We start from the raw sequence: 18,207 nt of genomic DNA on the forward strand, positions 1-18,207 counted from the left end.
GGTCGTTACTTTTTACGTTGGTATTGATATGTACCTGATATGTGTATTTTTTTAGACTAATGGTAGATGTTTAAAACTACCAGCCTAAATAGCGAGTCCAACCAATGGTGTTATTTGCAACCAGTTGTATATACGGTGTTTTCTGATTTTGATTTAGATTAAAGACAGAGTTTGCGTAGGGAAGTAGCACTTGTCGGTAATGCAGTTTTAAGTTAGTCTTTGCGCGATTTCTGCGCATCACTACTGTACTGTTTTCCCAATCACTTAGGCCATTTATGGACAGGTCGAGTACAGGAAAAGGCGCATTAGCCACCAAATTGCTAATACTTTTATTCACATCGGCCTCTGGCCAATACGGAGAAATAGCAACTAAGCTATCTGGCTCAAATGCTAGATCATTACTTGATGCGTCCAAAAATGTAGCCGCCAACATACCTTGCGCAACCACTAGTCGATAGCCTTGCACATTTTGTAAACGGTTGTTTAAGGCAATAAGCTGCTCAGTTAACTTATCTGACGTGTTTTCAAAATCAAAGTATTGAGTGAGGTTTGTACTTCGCGGATGAATAACGCTATGACTTGGTTCACTGCCACCAAGCGCTTGCTCTGCTGCTGATGGATCCTCTGCCCCTTGAACCTCAGCCTCTTGCAAAGAAGTGTCGGCCGATGCCATGTCAGATTCTGCTGGCATCATGTTGAGATTGAAAGGACTTATGACGACGCGCCATCCTTTCTCTGAGAGATATCCCGCAAGCTCTTTGCTTTGAGAGAGTGAAAAGCTGGAAAGAAAAGGTTCCACCAGTATAACAGCAACGCCTTGTGATAACGGGGTTTGAGGCTCAATTTCGATAATAGGCACTATGCGTTCGCCCACCAAAAGCTCTTGTACTTCGCCTGATGCAAAACCATGATTTATATCGGTAAAGTAATCGCCAAAGGCCGCTGAAGGCGAAAAGCCTAGTGCAAGCAGGCACAATGTGGAGGCAATACATTTACGCATGTTTCAAAAAACCTTTCGGCTTACGATAGTAGTCAGATAATAACGTATCGGCAAAAGCACTAAAATCTAAATACCAAAGCGTATTTTACCCAGCAAGTTTACTATCTGCCCAACTCTTCACTCAATAAGCTATTACCGGATACGGCTTCTATCTACACAGGTTTTTACTTGAAAAGCGTGCTACCCAAAAAGCTTTACCGATGAAAACGTGGTTAATGGCGTGGGCTTGTAATCACTAAATGGAATAGTGCTTTGAAAGTTGAGCCAGTTGTTCGATTTTGGGTGTTTTAAACTTAAGCTTTCGGCGTGCAGCTGCAGGCGCGGGGCCATGGCTAATGCGGCGTCGTGAGCATACAGCCTATCACCCAAAATAGGGTGGCCGAGTGAGAGCATGTGCACGCGAAGCTGATGCGAGCGCCCGGTGATCGGGCGCAAAGCAACCAGAGAGTAAGGTCTATTTTCGCTATCATATGCACGGGTTATCACATCAAAGTGTGTTACCGATGGTTTTCCCCGTTCGTGGTCAACCATTTGCTTCGGTCGATTCGGGTAATCGACGATAAGCGGTAAATCTATCTCTCCGCTGTTAGCGTCAACATGGCCGTATACTCTGGCGAAATAGCGCTTTTTCGTTTCTCTAAGCTCGAACTGCTTACTGATGGCCCGATGACTAAATTTAGTCAGCGCCATCACCATAATGCCAGATGTCGCCATATCTAACCTGTGTACCACAGTAGCGGTAGGCAACACTTTGTTAACGCGGGTAATAAGCGCATCTTTATGCGCTTCTATTCTGCCGGGTACGCTCAACAACCCGCTTGGCTTAAGAGCCACCACCATAAAGTCATCTCGGTACAAAAAGTTGAGATACGGGGTGTAAGGCGGGTTGTAAACAAACGATGGATTGGCCATTAAGGATTATTCACTATGATACGAATGGCATCAAATTGTACATCGGCACCTTGAATAACTTTATCTAGCGCACTCATTTGCTGCTCAATAAACACAATCTCACTGTCGCGCACAGCAGGGTTGCGCTTCTGTAAGTCTTTTAATCGTTGTATTTCACCGTTTAACGTGGTGTGCATAGTGTTAAGCGCGTCGTGTAGCTTTTGATTTGCTGCCTGGTGTGCAAGTTTGCGTGTGTTTTCTATCGCAATGCTAAGGGGCTGCTGTAATGCTTTAAGCAATTGTGACGATATTTTTCGTCCTACTTTTCGTTTTACATCAAAGCTTAAATCCACAGGGTTACCTTGGGCGTCAAGGCATATGCGTACCGGCGTTTGCGGAAGAAAACGGCCTAGCTGAAGGGCTTTCGGTGCCTGAGCATGAAGCACAAACAATGCTTCTATCCAATAAGCGCCTTTAGGCAGGTCGGGGTCGGCAATAAAGCCCATACTGCTCTTGCCGTGTACGTCGGTAAGGACAACGTCAATCGCGGTGTGAACAAGGGGGTGGTCCCAACTTAAAAACTGCACGTTTTCTAACGTCGTCGCTACGCGGCGCTTGTAGGTCACTGTCATACCTTCGGGGTCTAACCCAGGTAGCTGACTCACCATTTGCTCTGTTGGCATCAGAATAAAGCAGTCGTTGCCTTTCTCATCTTGCTGAACACCAATGGCATCAAAAACACGGCCCATAAAGCGCGAAAGGTCTTGCTCACTATCAAGGGCAATAATGTCCTCCAATAGTGCTTCAACTCTTCCTTCACCCGAGGCATTAAGCTCCAGTAAGCGATCTCTACCTGCTTCTAGCTGAGCAACTAGCTGACTGTTCAGTTTAACACTTAAGTTAATCAGTTCGTCTCTTGCCGTCATATCGCTAGGGTGCAGACATGCGCTCATCAGTAACGGCTTAACGTCGTCAAACACGCCAGACCCTGTGGGACAGGTTTTTTCAAAGGCGTTCAAGCCTTCGTGATACCAGTCGAGCAATACGTGCTGTGCGCTTTTCGCAAGATAGGGAACGTGAATGTTCACAGTTTGCGTTTGACCTATTCGGTCTAAGCGACCAATACGCTGCTCTAATAAATCAGGTGTAATGGGTAAATCAAACAGCACTAGGTGGTGGGCAAACTGGAAGTTACGCCCTTCACTGCCTATTTCACTGCACAGCAAAATTTGTGCGCCATCTTCTTCATCAGCAAAATAATGAGCGGCTTTGTCGCGCTCAACAATACTCATGCCCTCGTGAAACACACTGTGTCTAATGCCCGTTTGCGTACGGATAACTTCACCGAGTTCTTGCGCCGTGCGGGCGCTGGCGCAAATAAGCAATATTTTCTCGGGCTTAACGTCTTGCATGAAATCGACTAGCCAGCTAACGCGGGGGTCGAGTTTAGTCCAACTGCTTACCACGCTTGGCACACGTTCGGGATAAAGCGCGTTGAGCAAATCGTCGCTGTTCACGGCCGCCTCATACTCTTGTGGCATGGCGAGCTCGTAGGCAGACAGTTTGCGCTCGGGGAAGCCTTCAATATTGGCGCGACGGTTTCTAAACAGCATACGGCCTGTACCGTGGCAGTCTATGAGTTGGTGTAACAGTTCATGTCTATTTTTAGAGCTGGTGAGGTCGCCAGCGTGCTCCATAACGTCAGGTGCAAAGTTGCAAAGGGTAGCGCGCTGCTTTTCGTTCGGTTCGGCGTCTGACAACAACGGAGCGACCGCATCGGCAAGCTGACCGTATTGCGATTCTTCGGTTAAAAACTCTTCGTAACTGTGAAAGCGTGCAGGGTCGAGTAAACGCAGGCGAGCAAAGTGACTTTCGTGACCTAACTGATCCGGTGTGGCTGTTAACAGAAGCACCCCTGGCGTACTTTCGGCAAGGCCCTCAACACAACGATATTCTTGCGACGGCGCTTCTTGTGACCAAGACAAGTGGTGTGCTTCATCCACAACCATCAAATCCCAATCGGCGGCCTGAACCTGCTGCTGCCGTTTCTCACTGCTGCTTAAAAAGTCGATGCTGCACAGAACAAGCTGTTCACTGTCAAACGGGTTAATATCTTCTTCGTCCAGCGCTTCGCAGCGGCTTTCATCGAAAATAGCAAAGGGGAGATTTACACGACGGAGCATTTCTACCAGCCACTGATGCACCAGTGAGTCTGGTACTAAAATAAGAATGCGAGAGGCTCGGCCGGTTTTGATCTGCTGATGAATGATGAGCGCAGCTTCAATGGTTTTCCCCAAACCGACTTCATCGGCAAGCAGTACTCGCGGGGCGTGACGGCTACCTACTTCAGAGGCAATATGCAATTGGTGGGGAATCAGTGAAATTCGTGCCCCAGCTACGCCAATGGTATTAGAGCGCTGATATTCATAGTGATAGCGCAACGCGCTTTCTCGCAAATCAAACCACTTTGGGTGGTCGAGCTGTTGACTGAACAAACGCTTTTCAGGTTGGTTCAAGCGAATGTGGTGGTCTAGCATGGTTTCTGGCAGTCTTGCCTGCGCTTTCGTATCTTCCCGCAGACCGTGATAGATGAAAACACCTTGGCTTTCTTCGGATTCAGTCACCGTCATTTCCCAGCCGTCTTGGCTTTTTACGGTGTCGCCAATTTCAAAGGTAAGTCGCGTTAGCGGCGCTTCTGTTTTTGTATAGATACGCGCTTCGCCAGTGGCGGGATACAGCACCTCAACTGAACGAAAATCAATGCCAACAATGGCGCCCAATCCCAATTCGGTTTCTGTATTGCTTAACCAACGCTGACCAATAGAAAATTGACTGTCTGAACTCATAAATCACTCACCTTTTTGCGGGGGCGGTATTGTACGCATTGCATGGTAATAAGTCATTAATACTCGCTTATTTGGCACGCTTTTCTGTTAATTTGGTGAGCATATCACTTTTGCTGTAAAGCCAAAGAAGGGAGTATATTGGCCTCTCGTTGAGCATAAAAAGTTTGCTATATTAATGCTATTACGCAGCGTCAAGCCTAAACGGCACACGGTTAACGTAAAACTGTCGTATCCCTGACAACATTTATCTCCTAACGTAAGAGCCTTTACTAACAGGGGAAGACACGAGATGGACATGAAAATAGATACTCACAAGATGGTAAACCTTCGCAATGCTAAAGCATGGAGCCAGCAGCACCTTGCCGACGTGTCTGGTTTAAGTTTGCGAACTATTCAGCGCATTGAAAAAACACATTCGGCCTCACAGGAATCGGTAAGAGCCCTTGCCTCAGCTTTCGATACACGCCCCGAAGATTTATTCTTCGCGGGACACGTATTGTCAACCGAGCAAAACAGTATTGAGGGAGAAGTTTCGAAGTTGGGACGAATAACCAAGAAAACCAATGTGATGTGGCTTGGCATTGCTATCATTATTTCTGTGTTTATCGCAATTTATTGGTCTCAGTCTGTGAGAGCTATCAACGAGGGCGCAAATGTTATTCAAGCTGGATCGCCAATTAATGTAAGTGAAGCTGCTTTAGACGATGCGACAAATTGGTTAACGCTGATAGATGGGGGAGAGTACGCCGATAGTTGGCTAACAAGCAGCGCTATCTTTCGCACCAATATCTCACGAGAAAAGTGGGTTGAGGCGTTGCAGCTGGTTCGAAAGCCACTTGGTTCTGTGAACTCTCGCGAACTTGCACTCACACAAGCGCCAACATCACTGCCGGGCCTGCCCGATGGTGAGTATCTTGTTCTTACTTTCAGCACCAAATTTGAAGAAAAACCTCTGGCAGCAACAGAAACGCTATCGTTAGTAAAGACCAGCGCTAGTTATCAAGCAATTGGCTACTTCATAAGGTAAGTCCATTGCCTAAATGAGTATTAACCTTTTTAAGCTAGAGAAAATAAAAAGATAAAAACAGTGCGAAATCTGTATTTCTGGATTAAGGTGGAATTAGCGTTTAGGAAAAGTTATGGAACGCTTGAAGCAGCTAATTATAGCTGTTTCTCAGTCGACGCGAGTAGGGGAGATGTCCTGTTTCGAGCGGCATCCCTGTAGTTGCCCAGCTGTAGCTCGCTAGCCATTACCAATCAACGGCTAGCTTGGCTTTATTTTACGGAGTAAAAAATGCCAAGAAGAAACTCTACCGAAACCAAAATATACGTCCTCGATACCAACATTTTGCTTCACGAACCCCATGCATTTCTTTCCTTTAAAGAACACGATGTCGTTATTCCCATGACGGTTCTTGAAGAACTCGATTACATCAAAGACAGTAAAAAAGACGTTGCGCGGGACGCACGTGTTTCTATTCGTTCGATGGAAGACTTGCTTCATGATGCCACGCCTGAAGAAATGCTTGTGGGTGTTTCAATGGAAGGGTTGGGGGCTGGTGATAACGCGCCTACTGGAAAGCTATCTATTTTTGCTGATTTGAATATGGCAGAAGCGCAGCAGGTATTCACAAGTAATGAAAACGATAACCGCATTATCAACGTGGCGCTTCATATTCAAAAGACGTACGCGCCGCAGAAAGTAGTGTTGGTGACGAAAGATTTGAATATGCGGTTGAAGGCTAAAGGCGCCGGCTTAGCTCACGTTGAAGACTATCGTACCGACCAGCTTATCACCGATATTAAGTATCTGTCTCGAGGCTTTCATACCTTTGAAGGCAACTTTTGGGATAACGTGAAAAGTGTTAATAGCCGAACCGAAGGACGAGACACCATTCACACGGTGCCAAAATCGATACTGCCAGAGGCTTACATTAACGAATTTCTGCTTGATGAAAGTAAGGAATTTGCTGGTCTTGTTGAAGAGATCTCTGATGATCATTTAGAGGTACTCGACCTCGGCTACGAAAGATTAATGAGCCGTCATGCATGGGGCATAACACCGAAGAATATTGGCCAAGGTATGGCGCTACATGCCTTGCTAGACCCTCACATTGATATGTGTATTCTCACTGGGCCTGCGGGCAGTGGTAAAACACTTCTAGCCCTTGCCGCCGCCCTTGAAATGGTGGTGGAGCGCAATATGTATGACAAAATCATTGTCACTCGCAGTACCCCTGAAATTGCCGAATCTATTGGTTTTTTACCGGGAACGGAAGAAGAGAAAATGCTGCCGTGGCTAGCCGCTATTACCGATTCATTAGAAGTGCTGCACAAGCACGATGAAAATACGAAAGGGTCTATGAATTACATTATGGAGAAGGCGAATATTCAGTATAAATCGGTAAACTTTATGCGTGGTCGCAGTATTCAAAACGCCATCGTTATTCTAGATGAATCGCAAAACTTAACGGCATCACAGCTTAAAACCATCATTACTCGTTGTGGTGAGGGCACAAAGCTTATTGTGGGGGGCAATTTGGCGCAAATAGACAGCAACTACCTTAGCGCGGTTACGTCAGGTTTAACGTATTTAGTCGAGAAATTTAAAGACTTCTCAGGTAGCGCCACCATTAACCTTGATGGTGTGGTACGAAGCCGCCTTGCCAGCTTTGCGGAAGAGAACTTGTAGCGTTAGCTGACGTTTGCTTGAAGGCAATAAGTTTACTTATGCCTTCAAGCAGCCTATTTCCTTAAATTATCAGTCACCTTGCTCCACCGGTTTCTTTATAGAAAACCTTGCCTGTAACTTCATCTAACCCCTTGCCTATAAACGCAGAGGCCATCGGGCACAGGGAGGCTTATTCCACTAATTCTATTTGAAATCGACCGGTATCAATAAACTGTTTAGTGCTGTCAGACACTTCACCAAACGGGATCTGCGCGGGGCCTGTGGGGTCGTAAAGTACATATTCTTTTCCCTCAAACTCAATGGTTTCGTCATCAGCCATGGGAGTAAGCGCCACGCCAAGCAGAGCATGTTCAGGCAAAAGCACCATGATCATTTTCGTTGTGGGTAAAAATGCTCTTACCATAGACGATGCCAGCACAGCTTTGCTGTCGCAATCGCCCTGGTTTTGCATTAATAGACCAATGGGAGGCGCAAACCCTGAACCATTACTGGCCACCCTGTCGTCCATGGCGTTATAAGGAATACTCTGGATCCAGCTAAGCAAAAGCGCAAAGTAGTCTCGCGAATTAGATTGTGGCGCAAGCTTTTCATAAAACGCTTGAGATACGGGCACCATTGGCTTCACCGATTCACTAATGTAGCGCAGATGGTCGGGTTTAACTGCACGTTGGTTAAATAAAGTGGTGAAGCGAGTAAAATAGTGAGTGGCAAGGTAGTCATCAAACGCCGCTTGCTGTACGGCTTTTAAATTATCTAGCACCTCAGCGGCTTTTTCTGGATTTGGTGATTTCACCTCAATGTTGATACCGTCTTGCTGACGCTTGAGGCTAACCCGGGCTTCTTTCGGGTTTAACTTTTGGGTTTCTTTTAGCAGAGCCACCATTACGTAGCGCTGGGCTATTTTTGGCTTATAATTTGGTTGCAGCGTGGGGTTTTGTTTAATCGTGTCCCGAGGCAGTGCAAAGCTAATTGAGTGAATAGTTTGCTTGCTGTCTGTCCATGTGTAGTCAAAACGAACGCTGTCTTGTTTATCTGTGATGCTAAAATCAAGTTGCTCGGCGCTGGCTTTAACACCCACGGTAACTGAAGCAACAAACAGCAGCAGGAGTTGCAGCATGGCTAGCACGCGAGATTGCACAGATAAAACGCCATATAAATTTGTCATTTCTCCGCCATAACCGACATATTCAAGAAACAGAGTATTACTCTCGTTTACTGAGTATGTCGTTCATGCCAGAAAATACAAGCCTATTTAAATGAGCAGCCGCCCGTTTCGACTATTGTTGAAACCAGTTAAGCTCGTCATGCAGGTTTACTACGGTACCTACAATAACTAGCGTCGGCGGCTTTAACTGCGCTTCTTTTTGCTTAGCGCATATGTCGCTTAGTGTACCAATAAGCACACGTTGGTCATCGGTTGTTGCCTGCTGTACTAAAGCGATAGGCATAGTAGCAGGTAAGCCATGCTCTATAAGTTTTTCGCAAATAATGGGTAGCCCGGTTAGCCCCATGTAAAACACTGCGGTTTGATTTTTGTGCGCTAATGCAGACCAATTCAAGTCGATGGTACCGTTTCGCAAGTGACCAGTAGCAAACACCACCGACTGAGCGTGATCTCGGTGGGTAAGTGGTATGCCTGCATAACTTGAAGCGCCGCTGGCTGCTGTAATACCTGGCACCACCTGAAATTCAATGCCATGCTCAATAAGGGTTTGAATTTCCTCTCCGCCGCGACCAAAAATGAACGGATCGCCCCCTTTTAATCTGACAACCCGGTTGCCCTTTTTCGCTTCATCCACCATCAGCTGATTAATGTCATCTTGAGGGAGGGTATGATTGCTCATGGCCTTACCCACATAAATTTTCTCGGCATCCCGCCGCACTAATTCTAAAATCTGTGGCGAGACTAAGCGGTCGTAAACCACCACATCGGCCTTTTGCATTAAGCGCAATGCGCGAAAGGTGAGTAGGTCCGGATCGCCCGGACCAGCCCCCACAAGGTAAACTTGCCCTGTCACTTTCTTATTCTCTGCTGCCGCTTGCAAAGCAACTTCAAAGGCGCTGTCTGCTTTCTCGTCTTGTCCTTTTTCAACCATTTCAGCAATGTCGCCATCTAAAACATCTTCCCAGAAGTACCGACGGGCCGTCACGCCATTAAGGGCGTGTTTTACTTTATCTCTAAACTTCTCAGAAAATGAGCCGAGTCGACTCAAATTGGCGGGTAAAACGGTTTCCAATTTTTGACGTAAATAGCGCAGTAGTACAGGAGCAACACCACCGCTACTTATGGCAATAATGATAGGTGAACGGTCTACAATGGAAGGCGTAATAAATTGGCACAATGGCGTGTTATCAACCACATTCACCAGCACTTTCTGGGCGCGACCTAAATCGTGAATATATTGGTTAACATCGGGTTTATCGGTAGCAATAAACACCATGTCTTTGTGCGCTAGGTCACTATCGATAAATTCACGTTCTATCAAAGTAACCTTGTCACTCTTTGCAAGGGCTTTTACTGTATCGCATACCCACGGGGCTACAACGGTAATAGTTGCCGGCGTTTTCATGATCAGTTCAAGCTTGCGAGCAGCCACTTCACCTGCACCAACAATAAGGCAGTTTAGCGAACGAGCATCTAGAAATAGGGGGAAGTAATCCATAGGGGGCACATAAAAAAAAAGAACTGACACTATTTTGCGTCAATTCTTCTTTTTTAGAAACAACGAAAACAGCCTTTATATTACATATTGATATATAAAGGTGTTTACAGCTGTGTTTTAGTTCTTACGCTTGCGGTTTTCACGACTGCCACGATCTTCTCGCGGCGCTCGATTTGGTCGTTCGCCACGGTTTTCACGTTTAGGTGGCGGTGTATCCGACCACTCGCGAAGGTTAAGACGTTGACCCGCTACTCTCGTTCCTTGAAGCGTAGAGTGTGTTTCTTTAGGCATGCCGCTTGGCAAGTCTACCGTACTGAAGTTGTCATATATCTCGATAGCACCAATGTTTTTCGAGTCAATGTTAGCTTCGTTTGCAATAGCGCCAACAATGTTACCCGGCTTAGCACCGTGTACATGGCCAACTTCAATGCGAAAACGTTGCATACCTTCATCTGGCTTGCGATTGACTCTAGGCGCTCTTGGCTTTCTGTCACGACTTTCACGTCCACCAGGGCGTTCGTTGCGCTCACGGCTATCGCGAGGCGGCTTGCTATTAAGGTCTGGACGATCCGATTCTTTAAGCACCAATGGCTCGTCGCCTTGAGCGATTTTGATCATTGCAGCAAGAAGTACCTCTGGAGAGGCTTCATTTTCCTCTTTGATCATCTCAACAATCGGCATCAACGATTCAATGCTATCGTCTTGCGTTGCTTCCATTACCGACTTCTTAAAACGCGTGAGACGAGTCTGGTTAATTTCGCTAATTGAGGGAATAGGCATTGCCTCGATAGCCTGCTTCGTTGTTTTCTCAATAGAGAACAACAAGCGCTTTTCACGGTGAGAGATAAACAGTATCGCATCACCCTGACGACCAGCACGGCCCGTGCGACCAATACGGTGAACATAAGATTCACTGTCATACGGAATATCGTAGTTAATAACGTGACTTACACGTTCAACGTCAAGACCACGAGCAACAACATCAGTGGCAACTAAAATGTCGATGTGACCTTGCTTTAACTTATCCACAGTTCGCTCACGGGCAGACTGCGGAATATCACCGTTCAGTGGCTCTACATCAAATCCGCGAGCTGAAAGCTTGTCTGCTAATTCAACCGTGGCTGTTTTGGTGCGAACGAAGATAATCATGCCATCGAATTTTTCGACTTCCATGATACGCGTAAGCGCCTCAAGTTTATGATGAGGAGCAACTTGGCAAAAGCGCTGACGAATAGTACTCGCCGTGCTCACTTTTGACGCAATTTTTACGTGTTTTGGGTCCTTGAGATAACGCTGTGTTATCTTCTTGATTGGTCCAGGCATGGTTGCTGAGAATAACGCCGTCTGACGTTCAGCGGGTGCATGGCTTAGAATAAGCTCTACATCATCAATAAAGCCCATGCGAAGCATTTCATCAGCTTCGTCAAGCACAAGGAATTTAAGTTCGCTTAAATCCAATGTTTTGCGCTTAATATGGTCAATGATACGACCTGGAGTACCTACTACAACCTGAACGCCACGTTTTAACTGACGAATTTGGTTGTCGTAAGACTGACCGCCGTATACTGGAAGTACTTTAATTTTTTGACTAAAGCTCGCATAAACCTGAAATGCCTCTGCAACCTGAATAGCTAATTCACGAGTTGGGGCTAGTACCAGTAATTGCGGCTTACGTTGCTCAGGATCGATATTTGCCAACATGGGCAGGGCAAACGCAGCGGTTTTTCCTGTCCCTGTCTGTGCCTGACCGAGTAAATCGTGACCCGCAAGCAAAAGTGGAATACTCTCAGCTTGGATAGGTGACGGTTTCTCGTAGCCAACTTTTTCAATGGCTTGTAAGAGAGGTTCTGGTAAATTTAGGTCTTTAAATGTCATGTCGACAGTTGTTGTCATTAAGGGTCCTGATGTTAATAGTAAGGAGGGTGCGGCATACGAGAATAACGCCTGAAAAACGTTGAAGTGTGCCTGCAGTGTTGCAAAAAAACGTATTATATTCGAATAATGGTCAGGTTGCCATGAAATTGCACAATAATGATGAAATAATGACCAAGTTTTGCGGGTGGCAGCGGCAAAACAATAAAGCTTTTGAAGAATTTTCGAAATAGGGCAAGGAATTACCATGAGTAAAAACAATTCAAATAAAATATTTAAACGCTCTTCTGTGGCAGTCCTTCTGCTAACAGCTTTATTGTCTGGGTGCAGTGAAAAATCCATGGAAAGTCATTTGGCTGACGCCCGCAATTATGTCTCTGAGCAGCAGCTAGACGCCGCCGTAGTCGAATATAAAAATGCTATTCAAAAATCTCCCGATGCCGCTACACCTCGTTTCGAACTTGGCAGACTGTATTTGCAAAACAATAACTTTGTCGCTGCTGAAAAAGAGCTTAATAAGGCCATGGAGCTTGGTTACGCCGCCAGTGAAGTCATTCCTTTGTTATCCCTTGCGTATCAGCAGTCGGGTGCAGAAAATGCCCTTTCAGAAGTGGATTATCGCGCAGAGGGTATGACGGCGGTTGAGTCTGTCGAAGTGGGTTTTTATAAATTACAGGCACTGCTGCAGCTTAATAAACGAGAAGAGGCAGAAGCGCTAATTGCCGACCTATCTACTATCGATACAAGCTCAGTGTACAAGGGTCTTGTTGATAGCTACGTGTTTGTACTTAATAACGATGCAGAAGCGGCCATCGCCGCAACTGAAGCATTACGCGAACAGGCCCCCACAAATAAAGACGTGTTGCAGCAACTTGCAAAGCTCTATTTGCAAAGCGGTGCGCCTGAAAAAGCTGCCGTGGTATACGGGGATTACCTAAAAAGCTATCCAAACGATACAACAAGTAAGTTTGCCTACGCTGCACTTTTAGTTGAACTGCGAGCCCTCGATACCGCAGAGCCAGTAGTAGAAGAATTACTCGCGCTTAACGAAAGTCACCCGCTGCTAAATACGTTTAAAGGTATTATTGAATCTGCAAAGGGTAACTATGCACAAGCGCTAGAGCGCTTGGAAATTGCCGTGCAAAACGGTAGAAGCGATCAGGTTGTGCGCTTAATAGCGGGTTTCAGTGCTTATCAAATACAAGATTTCGAATCAGCTCAGCGCCACCTCACCATGATTGCCTCTAGCTTACCTGATAATCACCCAGGCCTTCGTATGCTGGCAGACAGCATGCTGCAATTAGGTGAAAACGATAATGCGTTAGAAATTCTAGAGCGAGTTGAGGGCGAACAAAACTCAGACGCAGCGTTATTTTCTAAGGCAAGCTACCAGTTGCTTATCGACGGAAACGTGGTGGGCGCAAAACAAATGGTTGAACGCTCACAAGGAATTAGTACCTCTGCTGAAGACCTCGCTCGTTTGGGCGTTTTACAACTATCGTTGAACGATGTAGCAGGGCTAGTTAATTTAGAAGAGGCGGTAAATCAGGCGCCAGAATCGGCCACTACTCAAAGCACGTTAGTGCGGGCTTACATTGCCACCCAGCAATTAGATAAAGCAAAAGAGGCGGCAACAAAATGGGTAGAGCAATCCCCTGATGAAGCGCTTCCGCTGGTTTTCTTAGGTGGAATAGCGACGGTAGAGGGCGACTTTACCAAAGCAGCGTCTTATTTTGATGATGCTAGCACTCGAGAAGGGGCCAAAGACCAACTCGTTTACGCACGCACCCAATTGCTTATTGCTCAGGGCGATAACCAATCTGCAACGGCGTTTATTCGCGCTTTTATTGATGACAATCCGGCAGATTTAAGAGCGTTAACGATGTGGTACGCACTGGCTGCCGAGCAAAAAGCAGTGCAGCCAGTCATTAGTCATGTAAAGAGTGAGCTTGATAAGGCGCCAGACTTTATTGAAATGCGATTATTGCTTGCACGGCTTTATGCGTTCAATAACGCCATCGACAAAACGGTAGCGCTGCTAGCTAACGTTGAGGGAGATAAAGAGACGCCCATCGCGTTTTGGAATATTAAAGGGCAGGCGCTCATTGCTGCCAATGATGTGAAAGCCGCAGATACCTTTTTTGACCGGTGGCTGTCATTCTATCCGCAGGATAAAAGTGCCGTATTAGGCAAGTTGTTAATCTTAGACTCGCAACGACAGTTTACTGAAGGATTGGCGTTATCTAGTAGAGTATTAGAAAAGCGACCTGATGCACAGATTAGTTTATTAAAAGCCTATTTTCACAGTCGCATAGGCCAAAGTAAGCCTGCGTGGAATATTATTAATGCCAGCGCTGATGGGGTGAAGGAGTTACCTTTTGTACGGGGGATTATTGCGCGCTTACATCTTATCGATAAAAAGCCAGAGCAAGCCGTTAGTCATGCTGAATCTGCCTACGACGCCACACCAAACTCCGATAATGCCATGCTGCTAGTGGCGTCCTACGAGATGTCAGACAAAGGCAAGCAAGCCCTTCGCTTTTTAGAAAAGCATGTAGCAGAAAATGCGAATGATATTTCAAGCAGTATGCTGTTGGCAGAGCGTCAAATTAGGCAGGATAGAGAAAGTGCGCTTGCAACCTATGAGGCCATACTAGCGCAAACTCCCGATAACTTTGTTGTACTGAATAACCTTGCCTACCTCGCGTTCGAAGATAACAATTTGTCCCGAGCAGAAACGTTGGCCAAAAAAGCGGTTGCACTGCGTAGCGATAATGCTGATGCCGTTGATACGCTTGCCCAGATTTACATTGCTAAAGGTGACAATGACGCTGCGCTTTCTTTGTATGAAGAAATAGCAACGCGACCGATTGCCAATGACGAGGTGTACTTAAACCATATTGAGCTTCTTACTGAACTTGATAAAACGACACTGGCGAAGCGTCGGTTGCTAGCAAGAGAGTTTAAGAGTGAAGGGTCAAAGCAACGAGCGCAAGCGCTGAAAGCTCGGCTTGGTATTAACCTTGACGAATAACTAAATGAATGAGTGCTAATTAAACGCGCTAGTTAACAAAGCCACGTAGTAAAACGTGGCTTGTTTGTTTGCCCAGCGAAGCTGGCAAACCCGTCAGGTTGAAAGAAACCTGAATCACCCTGACTGAGGGGAAGATAATCCGAATGGCAAGGGCGTTGTTGGCCAACGGCAGGGTCCGAAGGAAGCCATAGGAAGTTAGAGGTACACAACGCAAGTGAACCTGATTCGGCAAGACAGGAGGGTAAGCGTGCAAAATAGCGTGAAGCCCGATACTCGGTCAGTCCTGTTTTGTGCTTGAGGGTGGGATTTCTAACAGGGAGCCAGTCCAGTAACTGGGGAAGCCTGGCACCTAAACTTACTTAAAGTAAGTGGTTAACGTTCAAGGGGAGACTCAAGATGTTAATCGGTGTGAGGTGGCAGATGATGCCGTAGTAGTGAGTAAAGTTCGGCCTGTGAAAGCCAGTAATGCTGTGGAGGATAAAACCGAACTGACCATCAGCAGTGTTTGATGGCGTTCTTATCAGCCAAAAGCTGATTAGGATGGCGAAGGGCGGAAGTACATAGTCAGTCTGTGATGAGCAGATGTTTTTTTTTAGTGGTACACGAATCGATTAGCTATCGACGTCTTCGTACTTGGTTTGTCGCGGAAGCGATAGACTGGCTACGAAACGGTACATGGGAGTAATGTGGAAATGTTGAGTAGATTGCCATTTGGCTAGCACGCTCAATCGCCATGTGAAATAGACCAACACGAAAAGAAGTCATCGGCCCCCACACAGCACACCATCTTCGAGGAGAAGCGTGCGGGTTTATCATAGTTTGTACGGTCACTTGCTTAATAAAGCCAGACTGTTCAAAGGATTTAAAAAGGTATTCAAAGCGAAAGGCGCGGCCGGAATAGATGGGCAGAGCCTGAGTGCGTTTGCCTCAAATCTGGATAATGAACTGACGCAGCTTCTTCTCGAACTCAAAACCAAACGCTATCAAGCGCAACCGGTAAGACGGGTAGTTATCCCGAAAGACGGTGGCGGCGAGCGTCTGTTGGGTATCCCAACGGTAAGGGATAGGGTCGTTCAACAGTGCTTAAATGACCTCCTAACCCCCATCTTCGAAGAGTAGTTCCACCCATCAAGCTTTGGTTATAGGCCGAAGCGGAGCTGTCACGATGCTATCAATAAAGCCACGATGTTTATCCGTCGATATAGGCGTCAACACGTGGTGGATATGGACCTGTCGAAGTGCTTTGATAAGCTGGACCATACGCTTATCATTAAGAGCATCAAAAGACGAGTCCGTGATGGCAGCGTGCTGAGCCTTATTACTCAGTTCTTACAAAGTGGAGTGATGGTCGATGGACATTGGCAGCAAACAGAAACAGGCAGTCCGCAGGGTGGGGTAATAAGTCCACTGATAGCGAACATCTATCTGGATGCGTTCGATGAGGAAATGAAACAGCGAGGGCACAGAATAGTGCGCTATGCTGATGATATCCTTATCTTGTGTTGCAGTCGTACAGCGGCAGAGAATGCCAAAGCACAAGCCACACATATCTTAGAAGGAAAGCTAAAGCTCAGCGTAAACACGGAGAAAACACATATCACACACAGTGACGATGGCGTGAAGTTCCTTGGCGTTGAAATCGGGACGACACATACCCGCATACAGCCTAAGAAACTCACCGCGTTTAAGGCGAAGCTTAAGCAGATGACGAAACGCAATGGCGGAAAACCCCTGCAATCAGTCATCAATGCACTAAACCCACTGCTAAGAGGGTTTAGTTACTACTTCAAGATAGCCAATGCGAGCAGGGCGTTCAAGCAACTTGCGAGCTGGCTACGAAGGCGCTTGCGCAGTATCCAACTCAAGTTATGGAAGAAGGCGAGCCGCCTCCATCGCTGGCTAAGACAGCATGGATATAAAGGTCAGTTTGCTCATATCAACATGACGAGTTGGCGCAGTGCACGCAGCCCCTTAGCAAGCTATGCGATGCCAAACAGTTGGTTCGATGAACTCGGGCTAATGAACTTGGAGAATGTTGCAACGGGATACGTGTTTAGCAATTACGCTAAATAACTATGTGCATGAGCCGTATACGAGACCCGTATGTACGGTTCTGTGAGAGGGATGAGGCGGTGACGCCTCACCCTACTCGATGTCATTACTAACAAGTAAAGCTATCAGCCAAACCTATCAGCAATCAACTGCTTACAACCAAAAGTTACGATTTATCACCTTGCTTGAGCTGTGCCTTAATCGCGTTCAGTTCGGCCATTACGTCTTTTAAGGTTGGCTCTTCATTACCTTGTGCTTTTAGCTCGGCAAGCAGCTCGGCTTGCTTCTCTGCTCGCGCCTTTTCGTTTTCTCTCTCCATTACGTTCACTACAATACCAATGACCATGTTGAGAAAAGCGAAGGCCGTGAAGAAGATAAACGTGAGGTAAAATATCCAGCTTAGTGGATACACTTCTTGAGTTTCGTACATGACATCGGTCCAATCTTCAAAGGTCATTACCCGAAATAGGGTGAGCAACGAGATTGCAATATCCCCCCACAACACAGGGTTAATATTTCCGAACAAGGTACTGCCGATGGCTGCATAGATATAAAAGATAATAAACATCAGCAGCATAACGTAACCAAGCTGAGGAAGCGCTTTGACTAACGACACAAGAAGAATGCGCAATTCTGGGATAATAGAAATCATCCTGAGCACTCTAAACACTCTGACTAGGCGGGCAATAAGCGCAAGCTCTGCGTCATCGGCAGGTATTAAGCTTATGATGACAATAAGGGTGTCGAACCAATTCCAAAAGCTTTTGAAAAAATGCATTTTTCGCTTTTCTGCAAGAAAGCGTATGGTAATTTCAGTAAGAAAAAACGCACTAATAAACCAGTCGAGAAAAACCGTAACTGAGGCTATAGTGTTGGGAAGTTCATAGGTTTTAGCGCCTACTAGAAGGGCTGAAACCACAATGACGCTAACAACAAATATCTCGAACCACTTATTGGCTCTTATACGTTCAAATTTATTCTGTAGTACAGAGGCTTGCATCGTTTAAAATCACTCTAAATAAACAAAGTTAAAGTTAATTAGTGGCTAGCGGTAGTATCAAAATTCGCTGCTTCGTTTTAGCAATGCGCCAACGTGCACGAACTTATCACGGACGATATGTATTAATAGTTTCATTTATCCGCCCAAAATAAAGCGG

Annotated in this window: 12 protein-coding genes; 5 read left to right on the plus strand and 7 right to left on the minus strand. The window is 46.2% G+C overall.

Annotated features, from left to right (window positions below; all coding sequences use genetic code 11):
- Positions 1 to 76: 76 nt before the first annotated feature.
- The 3 genes from ACOJR9_RS03080 to rapA form a co-directional block, all read right to left on the minus strand.
- Positions 77 to 1,000: a DUF3530 domain-containing protein gene (locus ACOJR9_RS03080; RefSeq protein ID WP_420934931.1), complete on the minus strand. Its 924-nt coding sequence runs from the start codon at positions 998 to 1,000 to the stop codon at positions 77 to 79.
- A 180-nt stretch (positions 1,001 to 1,180) separates the two neighbouring features.
- Entirely contained in the window at positions 1,181 to 1,912 is a 732-nt protein-coding gene (rluA, locus tag ACOJR9_RS03085) for a bifunctional tRNA pseudouridine(32) synthase/23S rRNA pseudouridine(746) synthase RluA (protein WP_420934932.1), read from the minus strand.
- Positions 1,912 to 4,737 carry an RNA polymerase-associated protein RapA gene (gene rapA / locus ACOJR9_RS03090; RefSeq protein ID WP_420934933.1) on the minus strand — a complete coding sequence of 942 codons (2,826 nt, stop codon included), beginning with the start codon at positions 4,735 to 4,737 and terminating at the stop codon, positions 1,912 to 1,914. Before rapA ends, rluA begins: the two co-directional genes overlap by 1 nt.
- A gap of 295 nt (positions 4,738 to 5,032) precedes the next feature.
- Here rapA and ACOJR9_RS03095 point away from each other — a divergent pair, with 295 nt between their 5' ends.
- Together ACOJR9_RS03095 and ACOJR9_RS03100 are read left to right on the plus strand one after the other, a co-directional pair.
- Positions 5,033 to 5,764: a DUF4019 domain-containing protein gene (locus tag ACOJR9_RS03095; RefSeq protein ID WP_420934934.1), complete on the plus strand. Its 732-nt coding sequence runs from the start codon at positions 5,033 to 5,035 to the stop codon at positions 5,762 to 5,764.
- 267 nt (positions 5,765 to 6,031) lie between these two features.
- Positions 6,032 to 7,429: a PhoH family protein gene (locus tag ACOJR9_RS03100; protein ID WP_420934935.1), complete on the plus strand. Its 1,398-nt coding sequence runs from the start codon at positions 6,032 to 6,034 to the stop codon at positions 7,427 to 7,429.
- Between the two features lie 169 nt (positions 7,430 to 7,598).
- Here ACOJR9_RS03100 and ACOJR9_RS03105 read toward each other — a convergent pair whose 3' ends face one another.
- From ACOJR9_RS03105 to ACOJR9_RS03115, 3 genes are all read right to left on the minus strand, one after another.
- Complete coding sequence (locus ACOJR9_RS03105; RefSeq protein ID WP_420934936.1) at positions 7,599 to 8,594, minus strand: hypothetical protein; 996 nt, start codon at positions 8,592 to 8,594, stop codon at positions 7,599 to 7,601.
- 112 nt (positions 8,595 to 8,706) lie between these two features.
- Positions 8,707 to 10,092 carry a siroheme synthase CysG gene (gene cysG, locus ACOJR9_RS03110; RefSeq protein ID WP_420934937.1) on the minus strand — a complete coding sequence of 462 codons (1,386 nt, stop codon included), beginning with the start codon at positions 10,090 to 10,092 and terminating at the stop codon, positions 8,707 to 8,709.
- Positions 10,093 to 10,209: 117 nt separating this feature from the next.
- The gene (locus tag ACOJR9_RS03115) at positions 10,210 to 11,985 is read right to left on the minus strand and encodes a DEAD/DEAH box helicase (RefSeq protein WP_420934938.1); all 1,776 of its coding nucleotides are present in this window, start codon (positions 11,983 to 11,985) and stop codon (positions 10,210 to 10,212) included.
- A 226-nt stretch (positions 11,986 to 12,211) separates the two neighbouring features.
- On the opposite strand from ACOJR9_RS03115, the gene prsT reads away from it, so the two are divergent.
- The 3 genes from prsT (at position 12,212) to ACOJR9_RS03130 (ending at position 17,071) form a co-directional block, all read left to right on the plus strand.
- Positions 12,212 to 14,998 (plus strand): XrtA/PEP-CTERM system TPR-repeat protein PrsT, encoded by a 2,787-nt coding sequence (prsT, locus tag ACOJR9_RS03120; RefSeq protein ID WP_420934939.1) that lies wholly within the window; start codon positions 12,212 to 12,214, stop codon positions 14,996 to 14,998.
- A gap of 801 nt (positions 14,999 to 15,799) precedes the next feature.
- On the plus strand, positions 15,800 to 16,117 hold the full coding sequence (locus ACOJR9_RS03125; RefSeq protein WP_420934940.1) for a hypothetical protein: 318 nt from the start codon (positions 15,800 to 15,802) through the stop codon (positions 16,115 to 16,117).
- Between the two features lie 51 nt (positions 16,118 to 16,168).
- On the plus strand, positions 16,169 to 17,071 hold the full coding sequence (locus ACOJR9_RS03130; RefSeq protein ID WP_420936028.1) for a reverse transcriptase domain-containing protein: 903 nt from the start codon (positions 16,169 to 16,171) through the stop codon (positions 17,069 to 17,071).
- Between the two features lie 145 nt (positions 17,072 to 17,216).
- Here ACOJR9_RS03130 and ACOJR9_RS03135 read toward each other — a convergent pair whose 3' ends face one another.
- Positions 17,217 to 18,050, minus strand: a complete 834-nt coding sequence (locus ACOJR9_RS03135) for an ion transporter (protein WP_420934941.1) — start codon at positions 18,048 to 18,050, stop codon at positions 17,217 to 17,219.
- Positions 18,051 to 18,207: the final 157 nt, after the last annotated feature.

Origin of the sequence: Alteromonas ulvae, from assembly GCF_048987005.1 — a bacterium.
Lineage (GTDB): Bacteria > Pseudomonadota > Gammaproteobacteria > Enterobacterales > Alteromonadaceae > Alteromonas.